Source organism: Phenylobacterium sp. GW823-FHT02A09 (assembly GCF_058797775.1).
The window spans coordinates 512,294-528,043 of sequence record NZ_JBXAJZ010000001.1 but is presented as its reverse complement, the minus strand read 5'-3'; the positions used below and the strand labels follow the sequence as shown (position 1 = coordinate 528,043).

Annotated in this window: 17 protein-coding genes and 1 tRNA gene; 7 read left to right on the top strand and 11 right to left on the bottom strand. The window is 67.5% G+C overall.

What is annotated here, in order from left to right:
* Nucleotides 1–9 precede the first annotated feature (9 nt).
* From AC1Q87_RS02740 to AC1Q87_RS02730, 3 genes are read left to right on the top strand one after another with little or no spacing between them, the layout of a single operon-like run.
* Nucleotides 10–327 carry a DNA-binding protein gene (locus tag AC1Q87_RS02740; protein WP_492607471.1) on the top strand — a complete coding sequence of 106 codons (318 nt, stop codon included), beginning with the start codon at nt 10–12 and terminating at the stop codon, nt 325–327.
* Between the two features lie 2 nt (nt 328–329).
* Nucleotides 330–716, top strand: a complete 387-nt coding sequence (locus tag AC1Q87_RS02735; RefSeq protein ID WP_492607470.1) for a pyrophosphohydrolase domain-containing protein — start codon at nt 330–332, stop codon at nt 714–716.
* Between the two features lie 4 nt (nt 717–720).
* Complete coding sequence (locus AC1Q87_RS02730; RefSeq protein WP_492607469.1) at nt 721–981, top strand: hypothetical protein; 261 nt, start codon at nt 721–723, stop codon at nt 979–981.
* Here the strand turns inward: AC1Q87_RS02730 and AC1Q87_RS02725 are convergent.
* The 6 genes from AC1Q87_RS02725 to AC1Q87_RS02700 form a co-directional block, all read right to left on the bottom strand.
* Nucleotides 971–1,492, bottom strand: a complete 522-nt coding sequence (locus AC1Q87_RS02725) for a Rossmann-fold NAD(P)-binding domain-containing protein (RefSeq protein WP_492607468.1) — start codon at nt 1,490–1,492, stop codon at nt 971–973. The genes AC1Q87_RS02730 and AC1Q87_RS02725 overlap by 11 nt on opposite strands.
* Nucleotides 1,493–1,502: 10 nt before the next feature.
* Nucleotides 1,503–2,117: an ATP-dependent Clp protease proteolytic subunit gene (locus AC1Q87_RS02720; RefSeq protein ID WP_183770180.1), complete on the bottom strand. Its 615-nt coding sequence runs from the start codon at nt 2,115–2,117 to the stop codon at nt 1,503–1,505.
* A gap of 161 nt (nt 2,118–2,278) precedes the next feature.
* Nucleotides 2,279–3,637 carry a trigger factor gene (tig, locus tag AC1Q87_RS02715; protein ID WP_492607467.1) on the bottom strand — a complete coding sequence of 453 codons (1,359 nt, stop codon included), beginning with the start codon at nt 3,635–3,637 and terminating at the stop codon, nt 2,279–2,281.
* A 164-nt stretch (nt 3,638–3,801) separates the two neighbouring features.
* The gene (locus AC1Q87_RS02710) at nt 3,802–4,809 is read right to left on the bottom strand and encodes an AraC family transcriptional regulator (RefSeq protein WP_492607466.1); all 1,008 of its coding nucleotides are present in this window, start codon (nt 4,807–4,809) and stop codon (nt 3,802–3,804) included.
* Between the two features lie 108 nt (nt 4,810–4,917).
* Nucleotides 4,918–6,129: an MFS transporter gene (locus AC1Q87_RS02705; RefSeq protein WP_492607465.1), complete on the bottom strand. Its 1,212-nt coding sequence runs from the start codon at nt 6,127–6,129 to the stop codon at nt 4,918–4,920.
* Between the two features lie 119 nt (nt 6,130–6,248).
* Nucleotides 6,249–6,333: transfer RNA gene (locus tag AC1Q87_RS02700), tRNA-Leu, on the bottom strand.
* 204 nt (nt 6,334–6,537) lie between these two features.
* Here AC1Q87_RS02700 and AC1Q87_RS02695 point away from each other — a divergent pair.
* Together AC1Q87_RS02695 and AC1Q87_RS02690 are read left to right on the top strand one after the other, a co-directional pair.
* Nucleotides 6,538–6,720: a hypothetical protein gene (locus tag AC1Q87_RS02695; protein ID WP_492607464.1), complete on the top strand. Its 183-nt coding sequence runs from the start codon at nt 6,538–6,540 to the stop codon at nt 6,718–6,720.
* A 53-nt stretch (nt 6,721–6,773) separates the two neighbouring features.
* Nucleotides 6,774–6,926, top strand: coding sequence for a hypothetical protein (locus tag AC1Q87_RS02690; protein ID WP_492607463.1), 153 nt, complete (start codon nt 6,774–6,776; stop codon nt 6,924–6,926).
* Nucleotides 6,927–6,944: 18 nt separating this feature from the next.
* Here the strand turns inward: AC1Q87_RS02690 and AC1Q87_RS02685 are convergent, their stop codons facing one another.
* From AC1Q87_RS02685 to AC1Q87_RS02665, 5 genes are all read right to left on the bottom strand, one after another.
* Nucleotides 6,945–9,071: a TonB-dependent siderophore receptor gene (locus AC1Q87_RS02685; protein ID WP_492607462.1), complete on the bottom strand. Its 2,127-nt coding sequence runs from the start codon at nt 9,069–9,071 to the stop codon at nt 6,945–6,947.
* A 170-nt stretch (nt 9,072–9,241) separates the two neighbouring features.
* On the bottom strand, nt 9,242–9,862 hold the full coding sequence (locus AC1Q87_RS02680) for a LysE family translocator (protein WP_492607461.1): 621 nt from the start codon (nt 9,860–9,862) through the stop codon (nt 9,242–9,244).
* Nucleotides 9,863–10,112: 250 nt separating this feature from the next.
* On the bottom strand, nt 10,113–11,564 hold the full coding sequence (locus AC1Q87_RS02675; RefSeq protein ID WP_492607460.1) for an NAD(P)H-hydrate dehydratase: 1,452 nt from the start codon (nt 11,562–11,564) through the stop codon (nt 10,113–10,115).
* Nucleotides 11,565–11,583: 19 nt separating this feature from the next.
* The gene (locus AC1Q87_RS02670) at nt 11,584–12,153 is read right to left on the bottom strand and encodes a histidine phosphatase family protein (protein WP_492607459.1); all 570 of its coding nucleotides are present in this window, start codon (nt 12,151–12,153) and stop codon (nt 11,584–11,586) included.
* Nucleotides 12,154–12,157: 4 nt separating this feature from the next.
* On the bottom strand, nt 12,158–13,693 hold the full coding sequence (locus AC1Q87_RS02665) for an acetyl-CoA acetyltransferase (RefSeq protein ID WP_492607458.1): 1,536 nt from the start codon (nt 13,691–13,693) through the stop codon (nt 12,158–12,160).
* A 242-nt stretch (nt 13,694–13,935) separates the two neighbouring features.
* On the opposite strand from AC1Q87_RS02665, the gene AC1Q87_RS02660 reads away from it, so the two are divergent.
* Together AC1Q87_RS02660 and glnA are read left to right on the top strand one after the other, a co-directional pair.
* Complete coding sequence (locus AC1Q87_RS02660) at nt 13,936–14,274, top strand: P-II family nitrogen regulator (RefSeq protein ID WP_183770192.1); 339 nt, start codon at nt 13,936–13,938, stop codon at nt 14,272–14,274.
* A 40-nt stretch (nt 14,275–14,314) separates the two neighbouring features.
* Nucleotides 14,315–15,727 carry a type I glutamate--ammonia ligase gene (gene glnA, locus AC1Q87_RS02655; protein WP_492607457.1) on the top strand — a complete coding sequence of 471 codons (1,413 nt, stop codon included), beginning with the start codon at nt 14,315–14,317 and terminating at the stop codon, nt 15,725–15,727.
* Nucleotides 15,728–15,750: the final 23 nt, after the last annotated feature.

Below are 15,750 nucleotides of genomic sequence, written 5' to 3'. Positions count from 1 at the left end.
GGAGGATCCATGACGTCCGTCGTCTCCGGCGCCCAGATCGCCGCCGCCCGGGCCCTCACCGGGGTCAGCCAGGCCAAGCTGGCCCTACGCGCCGGCCTTCAAGTAGGCGCGCTGCAAGCCCTGGAAGGCGCCGGCCATGCGCCGCTGGACCTCACGCTTGAGCTTGAGAAGCTGCTGCTGGCGCTGGACTCCTTCGGCGTGCTGCTGATCGACGATGGGGACGGATTTGGATCGGGCGTCCGCCTGAAGTTCGGCCGCAAGCAGGCCCAGGCCATCGGCGCCTGGGAGGACGAAGGCGGCGTGGTCGGCGACGACGACGTCCCCTGACCATGCGCTTCCGCGTCCAGAAGCTGATCCGCGACCGACTGCCTGAGATCATGCGCGGCCAGGGGCTGGCGGTGTTCGACCGCCAGCTCGACGACGCCGAGTACGTCGCCGCGCTCGGCGAAAAGCTGGTCGAGGAAGCTCACGAGGCCCGCCTGGCCGGTCCCGACGAGATCGCCTGGGAACTGGCCGACGTCCTGGAGGTCGTCTACGCCCTGACCCAGGCACATGGGCTGACCCTGCATGACATCGAGGCCGCGCGGCTGGCCAAGCGCGCCGAACGAGGCGGATTCGACGCGCGGGTCTACAACGCCGCTGTGGAGGCCGCGGACGGTCTGCCCGCGGCGGAGTACTATCTGGCCCGCCCCACCCAGTATCCTCGAGAGGACTAGCGCCGTGAAGCACGCCGGCCGCAGCACGCTCGACGACCTTGAGCCGCTACTGGCGCAGCTGCGCGGCTTGGCCGGCATGGTCGAGAAGAAGCGCGGCGTGTTCTACCGCAAGAGCCAGGCCTTCCTGCACTTCCACGAAGACCCGAAGGGCCTGTTCGCCGATCTGCGCGCGGCGGAGGGGTCGGATTTTGACCGTTTCGACGTCACCGCCCCCGAGGGCCGCGACCGATTGCTGATCGCGACGGCCTCGCGGCTCAAGGCCTAGCCGACCAGGGCGCCACCTGACCAATGACGATCATCGGCCGGTCGCTTCGGACCGCATCGAGCACGCCGTTCGAGATCTCATCGTTGCTCAGCCAGCGCGAGCGGCCGTCGACCACGCGAAAGCCGAGGACCACCTGGCGCAGCCGGCAGTCTGCCAAGCCATCGGCCACGGCCGCCGCCGTCGCCAACCGGTGCGGATGAGCCGGATCGGCGACGCCGCTGCCCAGCACCTGGACCATCCGCCCCCTCACCTGCTCGGCCAGCATCCGCGGCGCGGCGATCTTCAGGGTGTGGAACCAGGCGACCGCCAGGTCGATCGGCCCGTTGCGCTCGATCGCCGCCGCGAGCGCCCGCCCGAAGGCTGCGTCGTCGTGATAGTCGCAGTCGAAGCCGCCTGGATGCTGCGAGGCGCGACGCGACAAAAGCGAAAGGCGCCCGCCGTCGCCGGCGAGCGCCTCCACAAGTCCTGTCAGCATGCCGGTCCCGCCCACGACGAGGACATGGCCGGGCATGGCTGCGCCCTTAGTCTTCGGCGCGACGCTCGATCACGTGGTCGACCAGACCCCACTCCTTGGCCTCTTCCGGGGTCATGAAGGTGTCGCGGTCCAGCTTTTCCTCGACCTCTTCGTACGAGCGGCCGGTGTGCTTGGCGTAGATTTCGTTCAGGCGACGCTTGGTCTTGATGATGTCCTCGGCATGGCGCTCGATGTCCGAGGCCTTGCCCGAGTAGCCGCCCGACGGCTGGTGCACCATGATCCGGCTGTTGGGCAGCGCGATGCGGTTGCCCTTCTCGCCGGCCATCAGCAGGAACGAGCCCATCGACGCGGCCATGCCCATGCACAGTGTCACGACCGGCGAGCGGATGTACTGCATGGTGTCGTAGATCGCGAGACCAGACGTCACCACCCCGCCAGGGGAGTTGATGTACATCTGGATCTCTTTCTTGGGGTTCTCGGCCTCGAGATAGAGCAGCTGGGCGCAGATCAGCGCCGACATGCCGTCTTCCACCGGGCCGTTCAGAAAGATCACGCGCTCCTTGAGCAGGCGCGAGAAGATGTCGAAGGCGCGTTCGCCGCGGCTGGTCTGCTCCACCACCATGGGCACCAGGTTCAGCGCGGTGATCTGCGGGTCACGCATAAAGGGAAGCCTCTCTCATTGATCGACTCTGCGCGCAGAGCCGCGTTCCCCTCCGATATCGCGTGGCGGAGGGGCCAGCGCAAGGTGACCGATAGTCCTAAAGAAAATCCCTCCCGTTTCCGGGAGGGATTTCTGCGTCCTGCCTAGGGGCCGATCAGCGCTTAGGCGCTGTAGCCTTCCGGCATGTCGTCTTCCTTCAGAAGGTCGTCCTTGGAGACCTTCTCGTCCGTCACGGTGGCCTTTTCGACGATCAGGTCGACGACCTTGTCCTCGAAGATCGGGGCGCGCAGCTGAGCCTGCATGCCGGCGTTCTGGCGGAACATGTCGAAGATCTGCTGGGCTTGCTGGCCGTAACGCATGGCTTCCTGGCGCATGGCGTCCAGCAGTTCCTGGTCGGTGACCTGCACGTTGTTGATGCGGCCGATCTCGGCCAGCACCAGGCCCAGGCGCACGCGGCGTTCGGCGATCTTGCGGTACTCGGTCTGCAGCTGGTCGTCCGACTTCTCGGCGTCTTCCGGCGGCAGGCCGCCACGTTCCTTGTCGGCCTGGACTTGTTGCCAGATGGCGTTGAACTCGGCTTCCACCATCTTCGGCGGCAGCGGGAAGTCGTGCTTCTCGTCCAGCACGTCCAGCAGGGCGCGCTTCAGCTTGAAGCGCGACGCGCCGGTGTACTGCGACTCCAGGTTCTGCTTCAGCAGTTCCTTGAGCTTCTCCAGGCTCTCGACGCCCAGACGCTCGGCCAGGGCGTCGTCGGCCTTGGCGTCGACCGGGGCGCGGACTTCCTTCACCGTGGTGGTGAACTCGGCGTCCTTGCCGGCCAGGTTGGCGGCTTGATAGTCGGCCGGGAAAGCCACCTTCACGATGACTTCGTCGCCCGGCTTGGCGCCGACCAGTTGGTCTTCGAAGCCCGGGATGAACTGGCCCGAACCCAGGGTCAGTTCCGAATCCTCGGCGGTGCCGCCCTGGAAGGCTTCACCGTCGATGCGGCCGACGAAGTCGATCAGCAGCTGATCGCCGTCCTTGGCCTTCAGCGACTTGCCGGTACGCGGCTCATAGGTGCGGCTCTGCTTGGCCAGCTCGTCCAGCGCTTCGTCGACTTCGGCGTCGGTCGGCTCGTAGACCGGGCGGGTCAGGGCGATCTTCGACAGGTCGGTCGGCTCGAACTCCGGCATGATCTCGAGCGAGATCTCGTAGGAGAGGTCGGCCTTGCCGTCGATCACCTGGGCGATGTCGCCTTCCGGCTTCAGGTCGGGCTCGCTGGCCGGACGCAGCTTGTTGTCTTCCAGCACCTTCTGGGTGGTTTCCGAGATGGTCTGCTCGACCACTTCAGCCATCAGCGCCTTGCCGTGCACGCGACGGACGTGGGCGGCCGGGACCTTGCCAGGACGGAAGCCCTTGATGTTGAGCTGCGGCATGATCTCGACGATCCGCGCCTCGAGCCGCTCGTTCAGGTCCGCGACCGGGACGGTCACGCCATAGACGCGGCTCAGGCCTTCGCCCGACTTTTCAACGATCTGCATCGACATTCTCGAATTCCGGAGTGCGGCGCGGGCTCGCGCCGGCAGTTCCGCCCTAGGGTGAAAAGGTGGTCGCCGCCGAACAAGCGGCGGCGAGCGGGCGCTCTTATGTCATTTCGCAGGCCCTAGTCCAAGCGCAAAGACGGCTCCGCCCGCCGCGGCAAGGCCTAGCCGGCGCTCGCGGTCTGCGCCACGGCCTCGCCGCCGCGGAGCCGCAGGGCGCCTGGCGACACGCCCAGGTGCCGCTTGAAGGCGCGGCTGAACGCCGGCCCGGACTCATAGCCCAGCCGCCCGCCGACCTCGGCGATGCTCAGTCCCTGCTCGGTCAGCAGCCCGCTCGCCAGGTACATCCGCCAGCGGGCGATGTAGCGCGCCGGCGACACCCCGAGCACGCGGGTGAACCGCTCGGCGAAGATCGACCGCGACAGGCCCGCCGTCCGCGCCAGGATCTCGATCGACCAGTTGTGGGCGGGATCCTGATGAATCGCCGCCAGAGCGCGACCGATCTTTGGATCGCGGATCGCCGCCATCCAGCCTTCGGCCTCGCGGCCGCCGTCGCGCACCCAGGCCCGGATGAGCCGGGTGATGACCACGTCGGCCAGCCGCGACAACACCGTCGCCGCGCCGATGTTCTGGTCGAGCACCTCGTCCGCCATCGCCCCCAGCAGGGCGCCGAGCGTCGGGTCGCTGCGGCCTCCGGCGACTGAAACCACCACCGGCATCAGATCGAGCAGCGGATTGAGGCAGGGCTCGCGGAAACGCACGCTGCAGCAGGCCAGGACGACGTCGCCCTCCCCGTCGCCGTCGAGCTGATAGACCCGGTCGCCGATGGACCGAACCGGCATCTGCGAAATGCAGGTCGCCCGCCCCTCCTCCGTATCGCTCAGGCAGTGCGTCGTGCCCTTGGGCAGCAGCACCGCGTCGCCCGCCGAGAGCGGGATCGGATCCTGTCCCTCCACCCGCAGCCAGCATCGGCCCTCGACCACGAAGTGCAGCCGGGCCGCGCCGTCCTTCGGAAAATTGACGCCCCAGGGCGCTGTCAGGCGGCAGCACCCGTAGGAAACGCCCACGATCCTCAGGTCGCGCAGGATCCGGCTGAGCGGATCTTCGTCCATCGCCCGATGCAGGTCCGAGACCGGCGGACTGAGTTGAGCCTGCAAACTGGCGGCGCCCACGCGACGTACTCCCAAGACTTCCGGCGACGATGAGAGATGTGGGCTCGCGGCCGGAAGAACCATGCCCGGGTCTCCACTTTTCTGTGCCGATCGTCCGGGATCGCCGACTTAAGCGGCGCAGGCGGCCGCCTGCGCCAGGCGACGCCGGCGCAGCGTCAGCACTAGGCAGACCCCGGCGGCGGCCGCCGTCCCGCAGTAGACCGAAGCGCTGAGCACCCCGAAGCGGTCGACCAGCAACCCGCCCGCCACCGCGCCGCTGGCGATCGCCACCTGGAACGCCGCGGTCAGCAACCCGCCGGCCAGTTCCGGCCGATCGGGCACGTCGGCCACCATCCAGGCCTGGAACCCGACCGGCAGCATCGCGAACGCCAGCCCCCACAGGGTCAGCGCGATCGCCGCCAGCCAAGGCGTCGCGCCAAGCAGCACGAGGGCGGCCATGGCTGCGGTCATCAGCGCCGAACCCGTGATGATCGCGAACTTCGGATCGCGCTCGGCCAGGAAGGCGCCGACGAAATTGCCGATGAACCCCGCACAGCCGAAGGCCAGCAGGATCAGCGAGATGGCCGCGACGTCGAGGCGCACCACCTGCTCCAACACCGGCCGGATGTAGGTGAAGCCCGCGAAGTGACCGGAGATCACCACCAGGACCGAGGCCAGCACGAGCATCGCACGCGGCCGCACGGCCACCTCAGCCAAATCCTTCAGGTTCGCCGCCGCGCCGGGCTTCAGCTTCGGCAGGGTGAACCAGAGGCAGGCCAGCGCCGCCACGCCGACCAGCCCAGCGATCAGGAAGGTCGCCCGCCAGCCTAGGAGGTCTCCGACATAGGCGCCGACCGGCGCGGCCGAGACCGTGGCGACCGTGACCCCGGTGAAGACGATCGACATCGCGCGCGGCAACACCGGCATCGGCACCAGCCGCATCGTCGTCGCCGCAGCCATCGACCAGAAGCCGCCAAGACTGACGCCGAGCACGACTCTCGCAGCCAGCAGCATTGGCAGGTTGACCGCCGCGGCGGTCATCAGATTGGACACCCCGAGCAGCAAGAGCAGGCCCAGCAGCACCAGTCGTCGGTCCCAGCGGCTGGTGACGACAGGCACGAGCAGCGCCGCGAAGGCGCCGACCACGGCCGTGGCGGTGACGGCTTGCCCCGCCGCGCCGAGGCTGACGCCGAGATCGTTCGCCAGCGGCGTCAGCACGCTCGGCGGCAGGAACTCGGCCGTGACCAGACCGAAGACGCTGAGCGAGAGCGCGGCGACGCCGCTCCAGGCTGGCCGGTCGGGCTGGGCGAGGTCTTGGTCGGCGGGATGGGCGTCAAGCATGCGGTACTCCGGTTCAGCGCCCCGAGGTAGGCGGCGGCGACCGGCGTCTCAATGTCAGGATATCCGGAAGAACTGGCCGTTCGTCCGGCCCGGCGACGACGCGCGGGCCGGCCAATGAATGGTGCGGGCGAGAGGACTCGAACCTCCACGCCTTGCGGCGCTGGAACCTAAATCCAGTGCGTCTACCAGTTCCGCCACACCCGCAACGCCCGCTGCATAGGGCGTAGCGCCCTGCGAAGGCAAGCCCTGCCCGCAAGCCCGCCCGCGCGCATTGGGCGCAGGCCGAAGGGCGGAAGTCGGGTGGCCGCCCGGACGCGATCGGGCTATCGACGTGGCGGGGGCGCGTTGCGCGTGGGTCAAGTTTGGCCCGGCGGCGAGTAGCCGGCGCGCGTTCTGACGGAGTTTTCCATGTCCGGGATCGAGCGTCTTGAGGCGCGCGCCAAGGCGCGCCAGAGCCGAGTTGCGCCCCGCACAGCAGTGATCCTGGCTTTAGTCGGCTTTCTCGCGATGTGCGCCGCCCTTGAACTGGCTGGTCATGGTCAGGCCCCGCCGATCGACGGGCAACAGCCGCAACCCGCCACAGCGGAGTAGATCGGAACACCGGCCCCGGACATCGCGTTCAATCTGCGAACCGGAGCCGGACCATGGAAACCGTCAAAGAGCACCGCGGAGCCTACGAGAAGACTGGACGCAGCACCGAGCACGCCGTGCTCCTCGTGCTTCTGCTCGCCTTTTCGGGCCTATTCGCAGGATTTTCGGTCGCCACCTTCATCGGCGTGCTGTCGGGCGCGGGCTGATCGCCCGCGCCCTTCTCGTCAGTAGGTCGCCCGCAGCGAAAGGATGACGCTGCGCGGCTCGCCGTAATAGTTGCCGCGCCCGACGCCGCTGATCCGGGCGTAGTAGATCGTGTCGAAGAGATTGTTGACGGACAGGCGCAGGAGCATCTGCTCGTTCACGCGGTAGCCGACATTGAGGTTCGCGACCGCATAGGCCGGCTGGCGAACCGAGATCGGCGGCGTTCCGCCGACCATCTCGCCGTAGGCGCTGATCCCCGCGCCCACGTCGAAGCCCTTCAGGGCTCCGTCGGTGAACTTGTAGTTCGTGTAGAGCTTGGCGCTGTGCTCGGGGCTGATCAACGTGAATGGCTTGCCGCCGTTGGTCGCGTCTTTCTCGTATTCGTTCTTGTTGTAGGCGTAGCCGGCGCTAAGGCTCCAGTTGTCGCTGATGCGGCCGGTGGCCTCTAGCTCGACGCCCTTGGAGACCACCTCGCCGGTGGCGATGTAGAAGCCCTCGTGGTCGGGATCGGCCTGGGCGCGATTGACCTGATTGATCCGATAGATAGCGGCCGAGAGCAGCAGCCGGTTGTCCAGCACCTCGCCCTTCACGCCGGCCTCGTACTGCCGCCCGACGATCGGATCGAGGAAGTCGCCGTCCACGGTGCGCGAGCTCTGCGGCGTGAAGCTGTCGGCGTAGCTGGCGTAGATCGACCAGTTTTCGCTGACGTCCTGCACAATCCCGACGTAAGGCGTGAACTCGTGCTCGACCTCGTAGGTGCTCCAGGCGCCGTAGGTCCAGGGCTGCGGCGGGTTGGTCGGCGTCGCCCGCGTGCCGCCCGAGCGGCTGGAGTTCTCGTACCAACTGAAGCGGCCGCCCAGGATCACCGTCGTGCCGTCGAACGGCCGCAGGCGGGCGTTGGCGTAGACCCCGTACTGCTCGATCTCCGACTGGCCGCCGCCGTTCGGCTTGTAGTCGGGCTCCGGCACGTTGGTCACCGGATTGAACACGTCGATCCGCGCGAACGAGCTGTGGCGCCATTCGACGTACTTGTTGGTGTAGGTCTGGTAGTCGGCCCCGATCAGCAGGTCGTGGGTGCGGCCGAACAGGTTGACCGGCCCGCCGACGTTCACGTCGAAGCTGTTGCGGCGGGTGAAGTTCTCGCCCCAGTACGCGATCTGGTTGGTCCAGCCGTTGGTCGGGGTCACCGCGCCGTTGCCGACATAGGCGTACTTGTCCATCCGCTCCTGCTGGCCGGTCTGGGCCGTGGCGCGCAGCCGCCAATCGTCGCCCAGGTCATGCGCCAGCTCGACGAAAGCGACGGTGTCCTTGGTCTGGAAGCGGTTCCAGTCGGCGCCGAGGAAGGTCGAGCGACGGACCTTCAGCAGGCCGCCGGTGGTGTAGCCCGGCAGACCGGTCTGGTTGGCCGGCTGGAAGTCCTGGTAGTGCGCCCCGACCGTCAGGGTGGTGCTCGGCGTCAGGTCGTAGGCCAGCGCGCCGTACACGATCGCCCGGCTCTTGTGCGCCACGTCGTAGAACATGTCCTGGTCCTGGTAGGAGGCGACAAGCCTCCCGCGCAGACGGCCGTCCTGGGCCAGCGGCCCGGAGACGTCGCCCTCGACCCGGTAGTTGCTCCACGACCCGACCAGCGCCGCGCCGGAGGCCTGGAATTCGGCCGTCGGCCGCTTGCGCACCAGATTGACGCTGCCGGCCGGGCTGGCCGTGCCGCTGTACATGCTGGCCGCGCCACGCAGGACCTCGACCCGTTCGTAGATGGCCAGGTCCGGAGTCGAGCCGGGATAGCCGATGCCCGCGACGCCATCGATCAGATAGGCGTCGATCGAGAAGCCGCGCGACAGGAAGGACGGGCTTTCCGGCGAGATGCCCGTGGTCGTGATCCCCGGGGCCTGGGCCATCAGGTCCTCGAGGGTGAAGAGGTTCTGCTCCTCGATCCGCTCGCGCCCGACGACGGTGACCGTTTGCGGGATCTCCTTGATCGGCGTGGCCGCCTTGGCGCCGGCCGCCGAGTCCTTGGCGCCGACCAAGACCAGCTCCGACACCGTGTGCACGGCCTCCTCGGCCTCCGCCCGCGCCTCGCCCGCCGCCAGACTGGCGGCCAGCACCCCGGCGCCGACCAGGGCGCGGTTGAATCGTCCAAATTGTTGCATTGCACAAACCCCGAGAAACTTGGCCGCGGGCTCTACCTGGAGTCATATGCAGTTGCAACTCATTTGCATTTATGAGTGAACACGATCACGCGGTCACCCGACATAACCCTATTCTTTCATGACCTTAGATCGGTCGCCTTCCGCGCCGGCCGAAGCCGGCGCGGCCGTCATTAGCGGCCAGCGAACAGCTCCAACGCCACCGGCACGAGCGACAGAACCAGCAGCATGGCCATGCCGACATTGAATGCGCGCAGCACCGCCGGACGATCGAGGAAGCGGCGCAGGCCGACCCCGAACCCCGTCCAACTGGCGACGCAAGGCAGATTGATCGCGGTGAAGATGACCGACACCACCAGGATGTTCGTCATGTGGCCGTCGCGGGGCGCATAGGCCGTCACCGCGCCAAGCGCCATGGCCCAGGCCTTGGGGTTCACCCACTGGAACGCCGCCGCCTGCAGGAAGGTCTGCGGCCGGGCGCCCGCCTCCCCCATCCCCAGGCCCGAGGATGTCGCGATCTTCCAGGCGAGCCAGAGCAGGTAGAGGCCGCCGGCGACCGCCAGGATGTCATGCAGCTCCGGATATGCGGCGAACAACCCGCCCAGCCCGAGCCCGACGGCCACCACGAGCAGCAGGAAGCCCCCCGACACGCCCATCATGTGCGGGATCGATGCGCGGAAGCCGAAGTTGGCGCCCGAGGCCATCAGCATCGTGTTGTTCGGTCCCGGGGTGATGGAAGAGACGAAGGCGAACAGCGCCAGCGCCGCCAGCAATTCAGGGGTAAGCGAGGACATGGGAGGCTCCATCGGATGGCGATCCGGCGGCGGACAAGGGCCTCAAAAGCAAAACCCCTCCCGTCGCCGGGAGGGGTTTTCTGCTGCGTCAGGTCCGGTATCGAACCCTATACGCCCCTGCCCTCCCATACGCGCATGATCACCCGTCCGGCGATTACCGGACGGCCGATAGCCACGATGGCGGCGGCGCGATGGAGGTTCGAGGTCATCACGACGGGCGTTAGCACGACCGCCAGGGGCTGACCACCGCCTAGCCGAGGCGTCCTTCGTAAAGCCGGCGCAGGACGCTGGGCGCCAGGCCCGGCAGGTCCTCGGCGATCAGGCCCGGCCCATGCAACTCGGCCGCCTCCGCGTGAATCCAGGCGCCCGCACAGGCGGCCTCGAAGCTCTCCATGCCCTGGGCGATCAGCGAGCCGATGAAGCCGGCCAGCACGTCGCCCGAACCGGCCGTCGCCAACCACGGCGAACCGTTGGTGTTGACGCAGGCCCGCCCGTCGGGCGCTGCGATCACGGTGTCGGCGCCCTTGAGCAGCACGATCGCGTCAGCCTGCTGCGCCGCCCGGCGGGCCGCAACGATGCGGTCCGGCGCCTCCTTCAGCAGCCCTGGGAACAGCCGGTCGAACTCGCCCGGATGCGGGGTCAGCACGTCGTCGACGTCGAGAACCGAGAACAGCTCCTCCGGATCGTCGCGGAAGACGGTGATGGCGTCGGCGTCGATGACCAGCGCCGCACCGGTCCGCGCCAGGGCCATGACGTTGACCAGGGTGTTCTCGGTCACGCCGGCCGCCGGACCGATAATCGCCGCATCGACGTCGGCGGCGGCCTGCTCCAGCTCGGCCTCGGTGTCGAAGCCCTTGAGCATCACCGCTTCCAGGTGCGCGGCGTTCACCGACAGCGCCTCACTGGGCGACAGCAAGGTCACCAGGCCAGCACCCATCCGCAGTCCGGCGCGCGCCGACAACCGCGCCGCGCCGGTGTTCCAGGCCTCGCCCGAGACCACCACGAGGCGGCCCCGAGCATGCTTGTGGGAATTGGGCTTGGGCCAGGGGAAATGGGCGAGCCAGGCTTCCGGGCCGTTCTCAATCAGATCGCCGCCCGGTTCGGCCAGGCCGATGTCGGCGACCACGACCTCGCCGCAGAGCTCGTGGCCCGGCTGCAGCACGTGGGCCGGCTTCTTAGCGTGGAACGTCACGGTCAGGCCGGCGACCACCACCGGCCCGCGCGGATCACCGGTGTCGCCTGGCAGGCCAGACGGAACGTCGATCGCCACCACCGCCTCGGGATGAGCAGCCAAATACGTCGCCATGACCGCAGCTTCGCCGCTCAGAGGACGCGTCAGGCCGGCGCCGAACATCGCATCGATAAACAGGCGCGCCTCGAGCGGCGCGGTCCAGGCGGTCAGGCCGCCGTCCCACAGCGCCGCCGCGGCCTTGGCGTCTGCGCTCTGCGGCGCGGCCAGCGCCCGCACCTCCACCGGCCAGCCTCGCGCCTTGAGCAACCGGGCGACGACATAACCGTCGCCGCCGTTGTTTCCCGGTCCGCACAGCACGCAGACCGACCGCTGTGAGAAGCGCTCGGCGATGGCGTCGGCCACAGCCGCCCCGGCGCGTTCCATCAGCTCGACGCCGGGCGTGCCCGCCGCGATGGCCGCACGGTCGGCCGCAGCGATTTCCGCGACCGTGAGAATCTTGCGCGCAGCCACGGCCGCTCCTCGTCTGACCTTAAAGGACCTGCGTAGAGGCTTCGCGCCCCCGCTCCACCAAGGTCAAGCGCTCGCCATCGGTTTCGAGGGTCGAGATCGAGGCGTGATCCGGGCGGAAGACGAGAACGCGCTCGTCGCCTTCCAGATGCGAGATCACCGCGTTGATCGCCACATAGTGCGAAAACACAGCCGCCCCGCCCTTGGCCTGCAGCGCCTTCACGACGTCGCCGCGCCAGGCGTCGTAGTCGAGATCCCCTTCGACGTCCTTCCAGCGGCCCTGGAACACGCCCCGCAGCCAGGCCGGCCGCTCTTCGGCGCTCAGCGCCTTCGGAGTCGGGATCTCGCCGACGAAGGGGTCGATCTCGACCTCCACGCCCAGCGCGGCGGCCGTCGGCGCCGCCGTCTCGCGGCAGCGGCGCAGCGGCGAGCTGAACACCCGCTTAGGGCGCTCGGCCTCCGGTAGGCTCATCAGATGGTCGCGCGCGGCCTCGGCCTGCGCCTGACCCGCCGCGTCGAGACCGGGGTCCTCGTCGGCCTCGCCCCAGACGGCGGCCGGCTTGCCATGGCGGATCAGGTACAGTCGGGACATCAGATCAATCCGGTACGAAGATGTTGCGGCTTCCGTCTTCGGAACGGCTGACGGTTCCGGTGCGGCCGACCGCTTCCTTAGCCTCAAGTCCGGCCAACGTCGCCTCATCCGTCGGCGTATTGGCGACGAAACGGCGGCCTTCGGAGTCGCGGCCGACGACGATCCCCATCATGTAGCCCTCGCGCCCGTGCACCACCGTATAGGTCTCGATAGTGGCCGCGCCGTTTGGCTGTTCGATGACAGCCGGGTGCGGCAGAGCGTCGATCTGCGCCTGGATGATCTTCGGATCCTGCCGATCGAACGGCCCCTTCGGCGGGGTGGTCGAATAGACGCCCGTCGACTGCTTGGTCAGGAACCAGCCGTTCGCCGTCACCAGGCCGTAGGCGCCCGGATCAGCGCGCAGCCGCTGCATCATCACGGCGATCGAGTGCATGGCGTAGTTGTTGCCCGGGCCGCCCATGTACGGCAGACCGCCAGTCACCGTCAGGCCGCGCGGATCGTCGAGCGCCAGGCCCAGTTCCTCGGCCCCGACCTCCACCGCCACCGGGAAGCACGAATAAAGGTCGATGTGGCCGATGTCGGCCAGGCTCACGCCCGCCATCTCCAGCGCCCGCTTGCCGGTCAGCCGCATGGCCGGGCTGGAATGGAAGTTCTGGCGGTCGAGCGGATACCAGAGGTCCGAGGCGTCGGCGCAGCCGTGCAGATAGACCAGCTTGTCCTCGGGGACCCCGAGCTCGCGCGCCGTCTTCAGGCTGGCCACCAGCACCCCGGCGGACTGGTCCACGTCCATGATGGCGTTCAGGTACTTGGTGTAGGGAAAGCCGACCATGCGGTTGCGATCGCTCACCTCGACCAGTTCCTGCGCCGAGCGCTCGATCGGGAACCAGGCCTCCGGGTTCTGGGCCGCGACCTTCGTAAAGGGCGCGAACAGCTCGCCCAGCCGCATCTGGTGATCGGGGATCGAGCGGCCGTCCCGCGCCCGCAGCGCGTTCTCGAAAAGCGGGTAGCAATTGATCGGCCGCCCCAGCCCGTGCTTGGCCTCGTACGGCGTCACCCCCGGGCGCGGATCGCCGATCCGCTCCGGCTCGGGCAGTTCCTCGGCGTCGTCCCAATCGGCGAAGCCCAGGCCCTTGGTGAGTCGCTTGGTGGCCGAGCCGAGGAACTCGCAGCCGACCACCAGGGCCAGGTCCGTTTCGCCCTTGGCGATCCGCTCGCTGACGATGTTGATCAACTGCTGCGGGCTGTTGCCGCCCATGTGGGAATAGACCGCGTGCTTCGGCTCGGCGCCGATGCGCTTGGCCAGGGTCGCCGGCGGATTGGTCGAGTGCGGCACCATCCGCCCGCCCCCTGGCGCGTCGATCGTAAAGCCGACGACGGCCAAGGTATCGATCTGCGACAGCTTTTCCGGGGCCAGGCCCGCATCCTGCGCGGCGCGTTCCGCTGCAATCTTCAGCAATGCCGTCGGGGAAGGCGAAGAGCCAGGATCGCCCCGATAGGTGAATTGGCCCGCTCCGATGAGAACTGGGGTCCGCTCGTCCATCATTTCCCTCCCCTCGGCGATCGTTCGGCGACACGGGGGCCGCCGAACAGACGCGAACAGTATGTTTCCGGCAATGATCGTGATTTGGGCGCCGGGCGCCTAAAAAGGCATCATTCACATCATCGCACGCTCCCGCGACGGAACCGCAAGCCCATCCCTCTTGTGACTCCGCTCCGGACCGTGCTCGTAGCCGCCAACCGCTTCGGCGGCGCCGCGCATCAAGTGAGGCCAGTGAGCTTGGAATGAAAAAGATCGAAGCCATCATCAAGCCGTTCAAGCTGGACGAAGTGAAGGAGGCCCTGCAGGAGCTGGGCGTCCAAGGCATGACCGTGATCGAAGCCAAGGGCTACGGTCGCCAGAAGGGCCACACCGAGCTCTACCGCGGGGCCGAGTACGTCGTGGACTTCCTGCCGAAGATCAAAATCGAGGTCGTCGTCGCCGACGACCAGCTCGAAGCCGCGCTCGAAGCCATCGTGGGCGCCGCCCGCACCGGCCGGATCGGCGACGGCAAGATCTTCGTCTCGGAAATCACCGACGTTCTGCGCATCCGCACCGGTGAGACCGGCGCCGCAGCCGTCTAACGAATTTATCGCTATCGGACTTCTTCAAGGGGATTAGACCATGGCCACGACCGCCAAGGACATTCTGGATCAGATCAAGGAAAAGGACGTCAAATACGTCGACGTCCGCTTCACCGACATTCGCGGCAAGATGCAGCATGTCACCTTCGACATCGACCTGGTGGACGAAGAGTTCCTGACCGACGGCACCATGTTCGACGGCTCGTCGATCGCCGGCTGGAAGGCCATCAACGAGTCGGACATGAAGCTGCGTCCGGACCTCGAGACCGCGATCATCGACCCGTTCTATCAGCAGACCACCCTCTGCCTGATGTGCGACATCGTGAACCCGGACACCGGCACCCCGTACAACCGTGACCCGCGCTCGATCGCCAAGGCCGCGCTCAACTACGTGAAGGCCTCGGGCATCGGCGACACCGTGTTCTTCGGCCCGGAAGCCGAGTTCTTCATCTTCGACGACGTGCGTTGGAACACCCAGCCGCACAACACCGGCTATTCGTACGACTCGAGCGAGCTGCCGGCGAACACCGGCAAGGAATATCCGGAAGGCAACATGGGCCATCGCCCGGGCCCGAAGGGCGGCTACTTCCCGGTCAACCCGGTCGACAGCTGCCAGGACCTGCGCGGCGAAATGCTGGCCGTCATGGGCGAGCTGGGCATGAAGCCGGAAAAGCACCACCACGAGGTGGCGCCCGCCCAGCACGAGCTCGGTCTGAAGTTCGACACCATGATCGTCATGGCCGACCGGATGCAGCTCTATAAGTACGTCATCCACAACGTGGCCGCGGCCTACGGCAAGTCGGCCACCTTCATGGCCAAGCCGATGTTCGCCGACAACGGTTCGGGCATGCACGTCCACCAGTCGATCTGGGCCGACGGCAAGCCGCTGTTCGCCGGCGACAAGTACGCCGGCCTGTCGCAGATGTGCCTGTGGTACATCGGCGGCATCATCAAGCACGCCAAGGCGATCAACGCCTTCTCGAACTCGACCACCAACTCCTACAAGCGTCTGGTGCCCGGCTACGAAGCCCCGGTGAAGCTGGCCTACTCGGCCCGCAACCGTTCGGCCTCGATCCGCATCCCGCACGTCGACTCGCCGAAGGCCAAGCGCATCGAAGCCCGCTTCCCGGACCCGATGGGCAACCCGTACCTGACCTTTGTCGCCCTGCTGATGGCCGGCCTCGACGGCATCATCAACCAGATCGACCCGGGCGCGGCCCAGGACAAGAACCTCTACGACCTGCCGCCGCGCGAGCAGAAGAAGGTTCCGGAAGTCTGCGGCTCGCTGCGTGAAGCCCTGGAAAACCTCGATAAGGACCGCGCCTTCCTGAAGGCCGGCGGCGTCATGGACGACGACTTCATCGACTCCTACATCGAGCTGAAGATGCAGGAAGTGATGCGCCTCCAACTGCATCCGCACCCGGTCGAATTCGACATGTACTATTCGTGCTGATCGAAGCCGCCTGAGGCGATCTT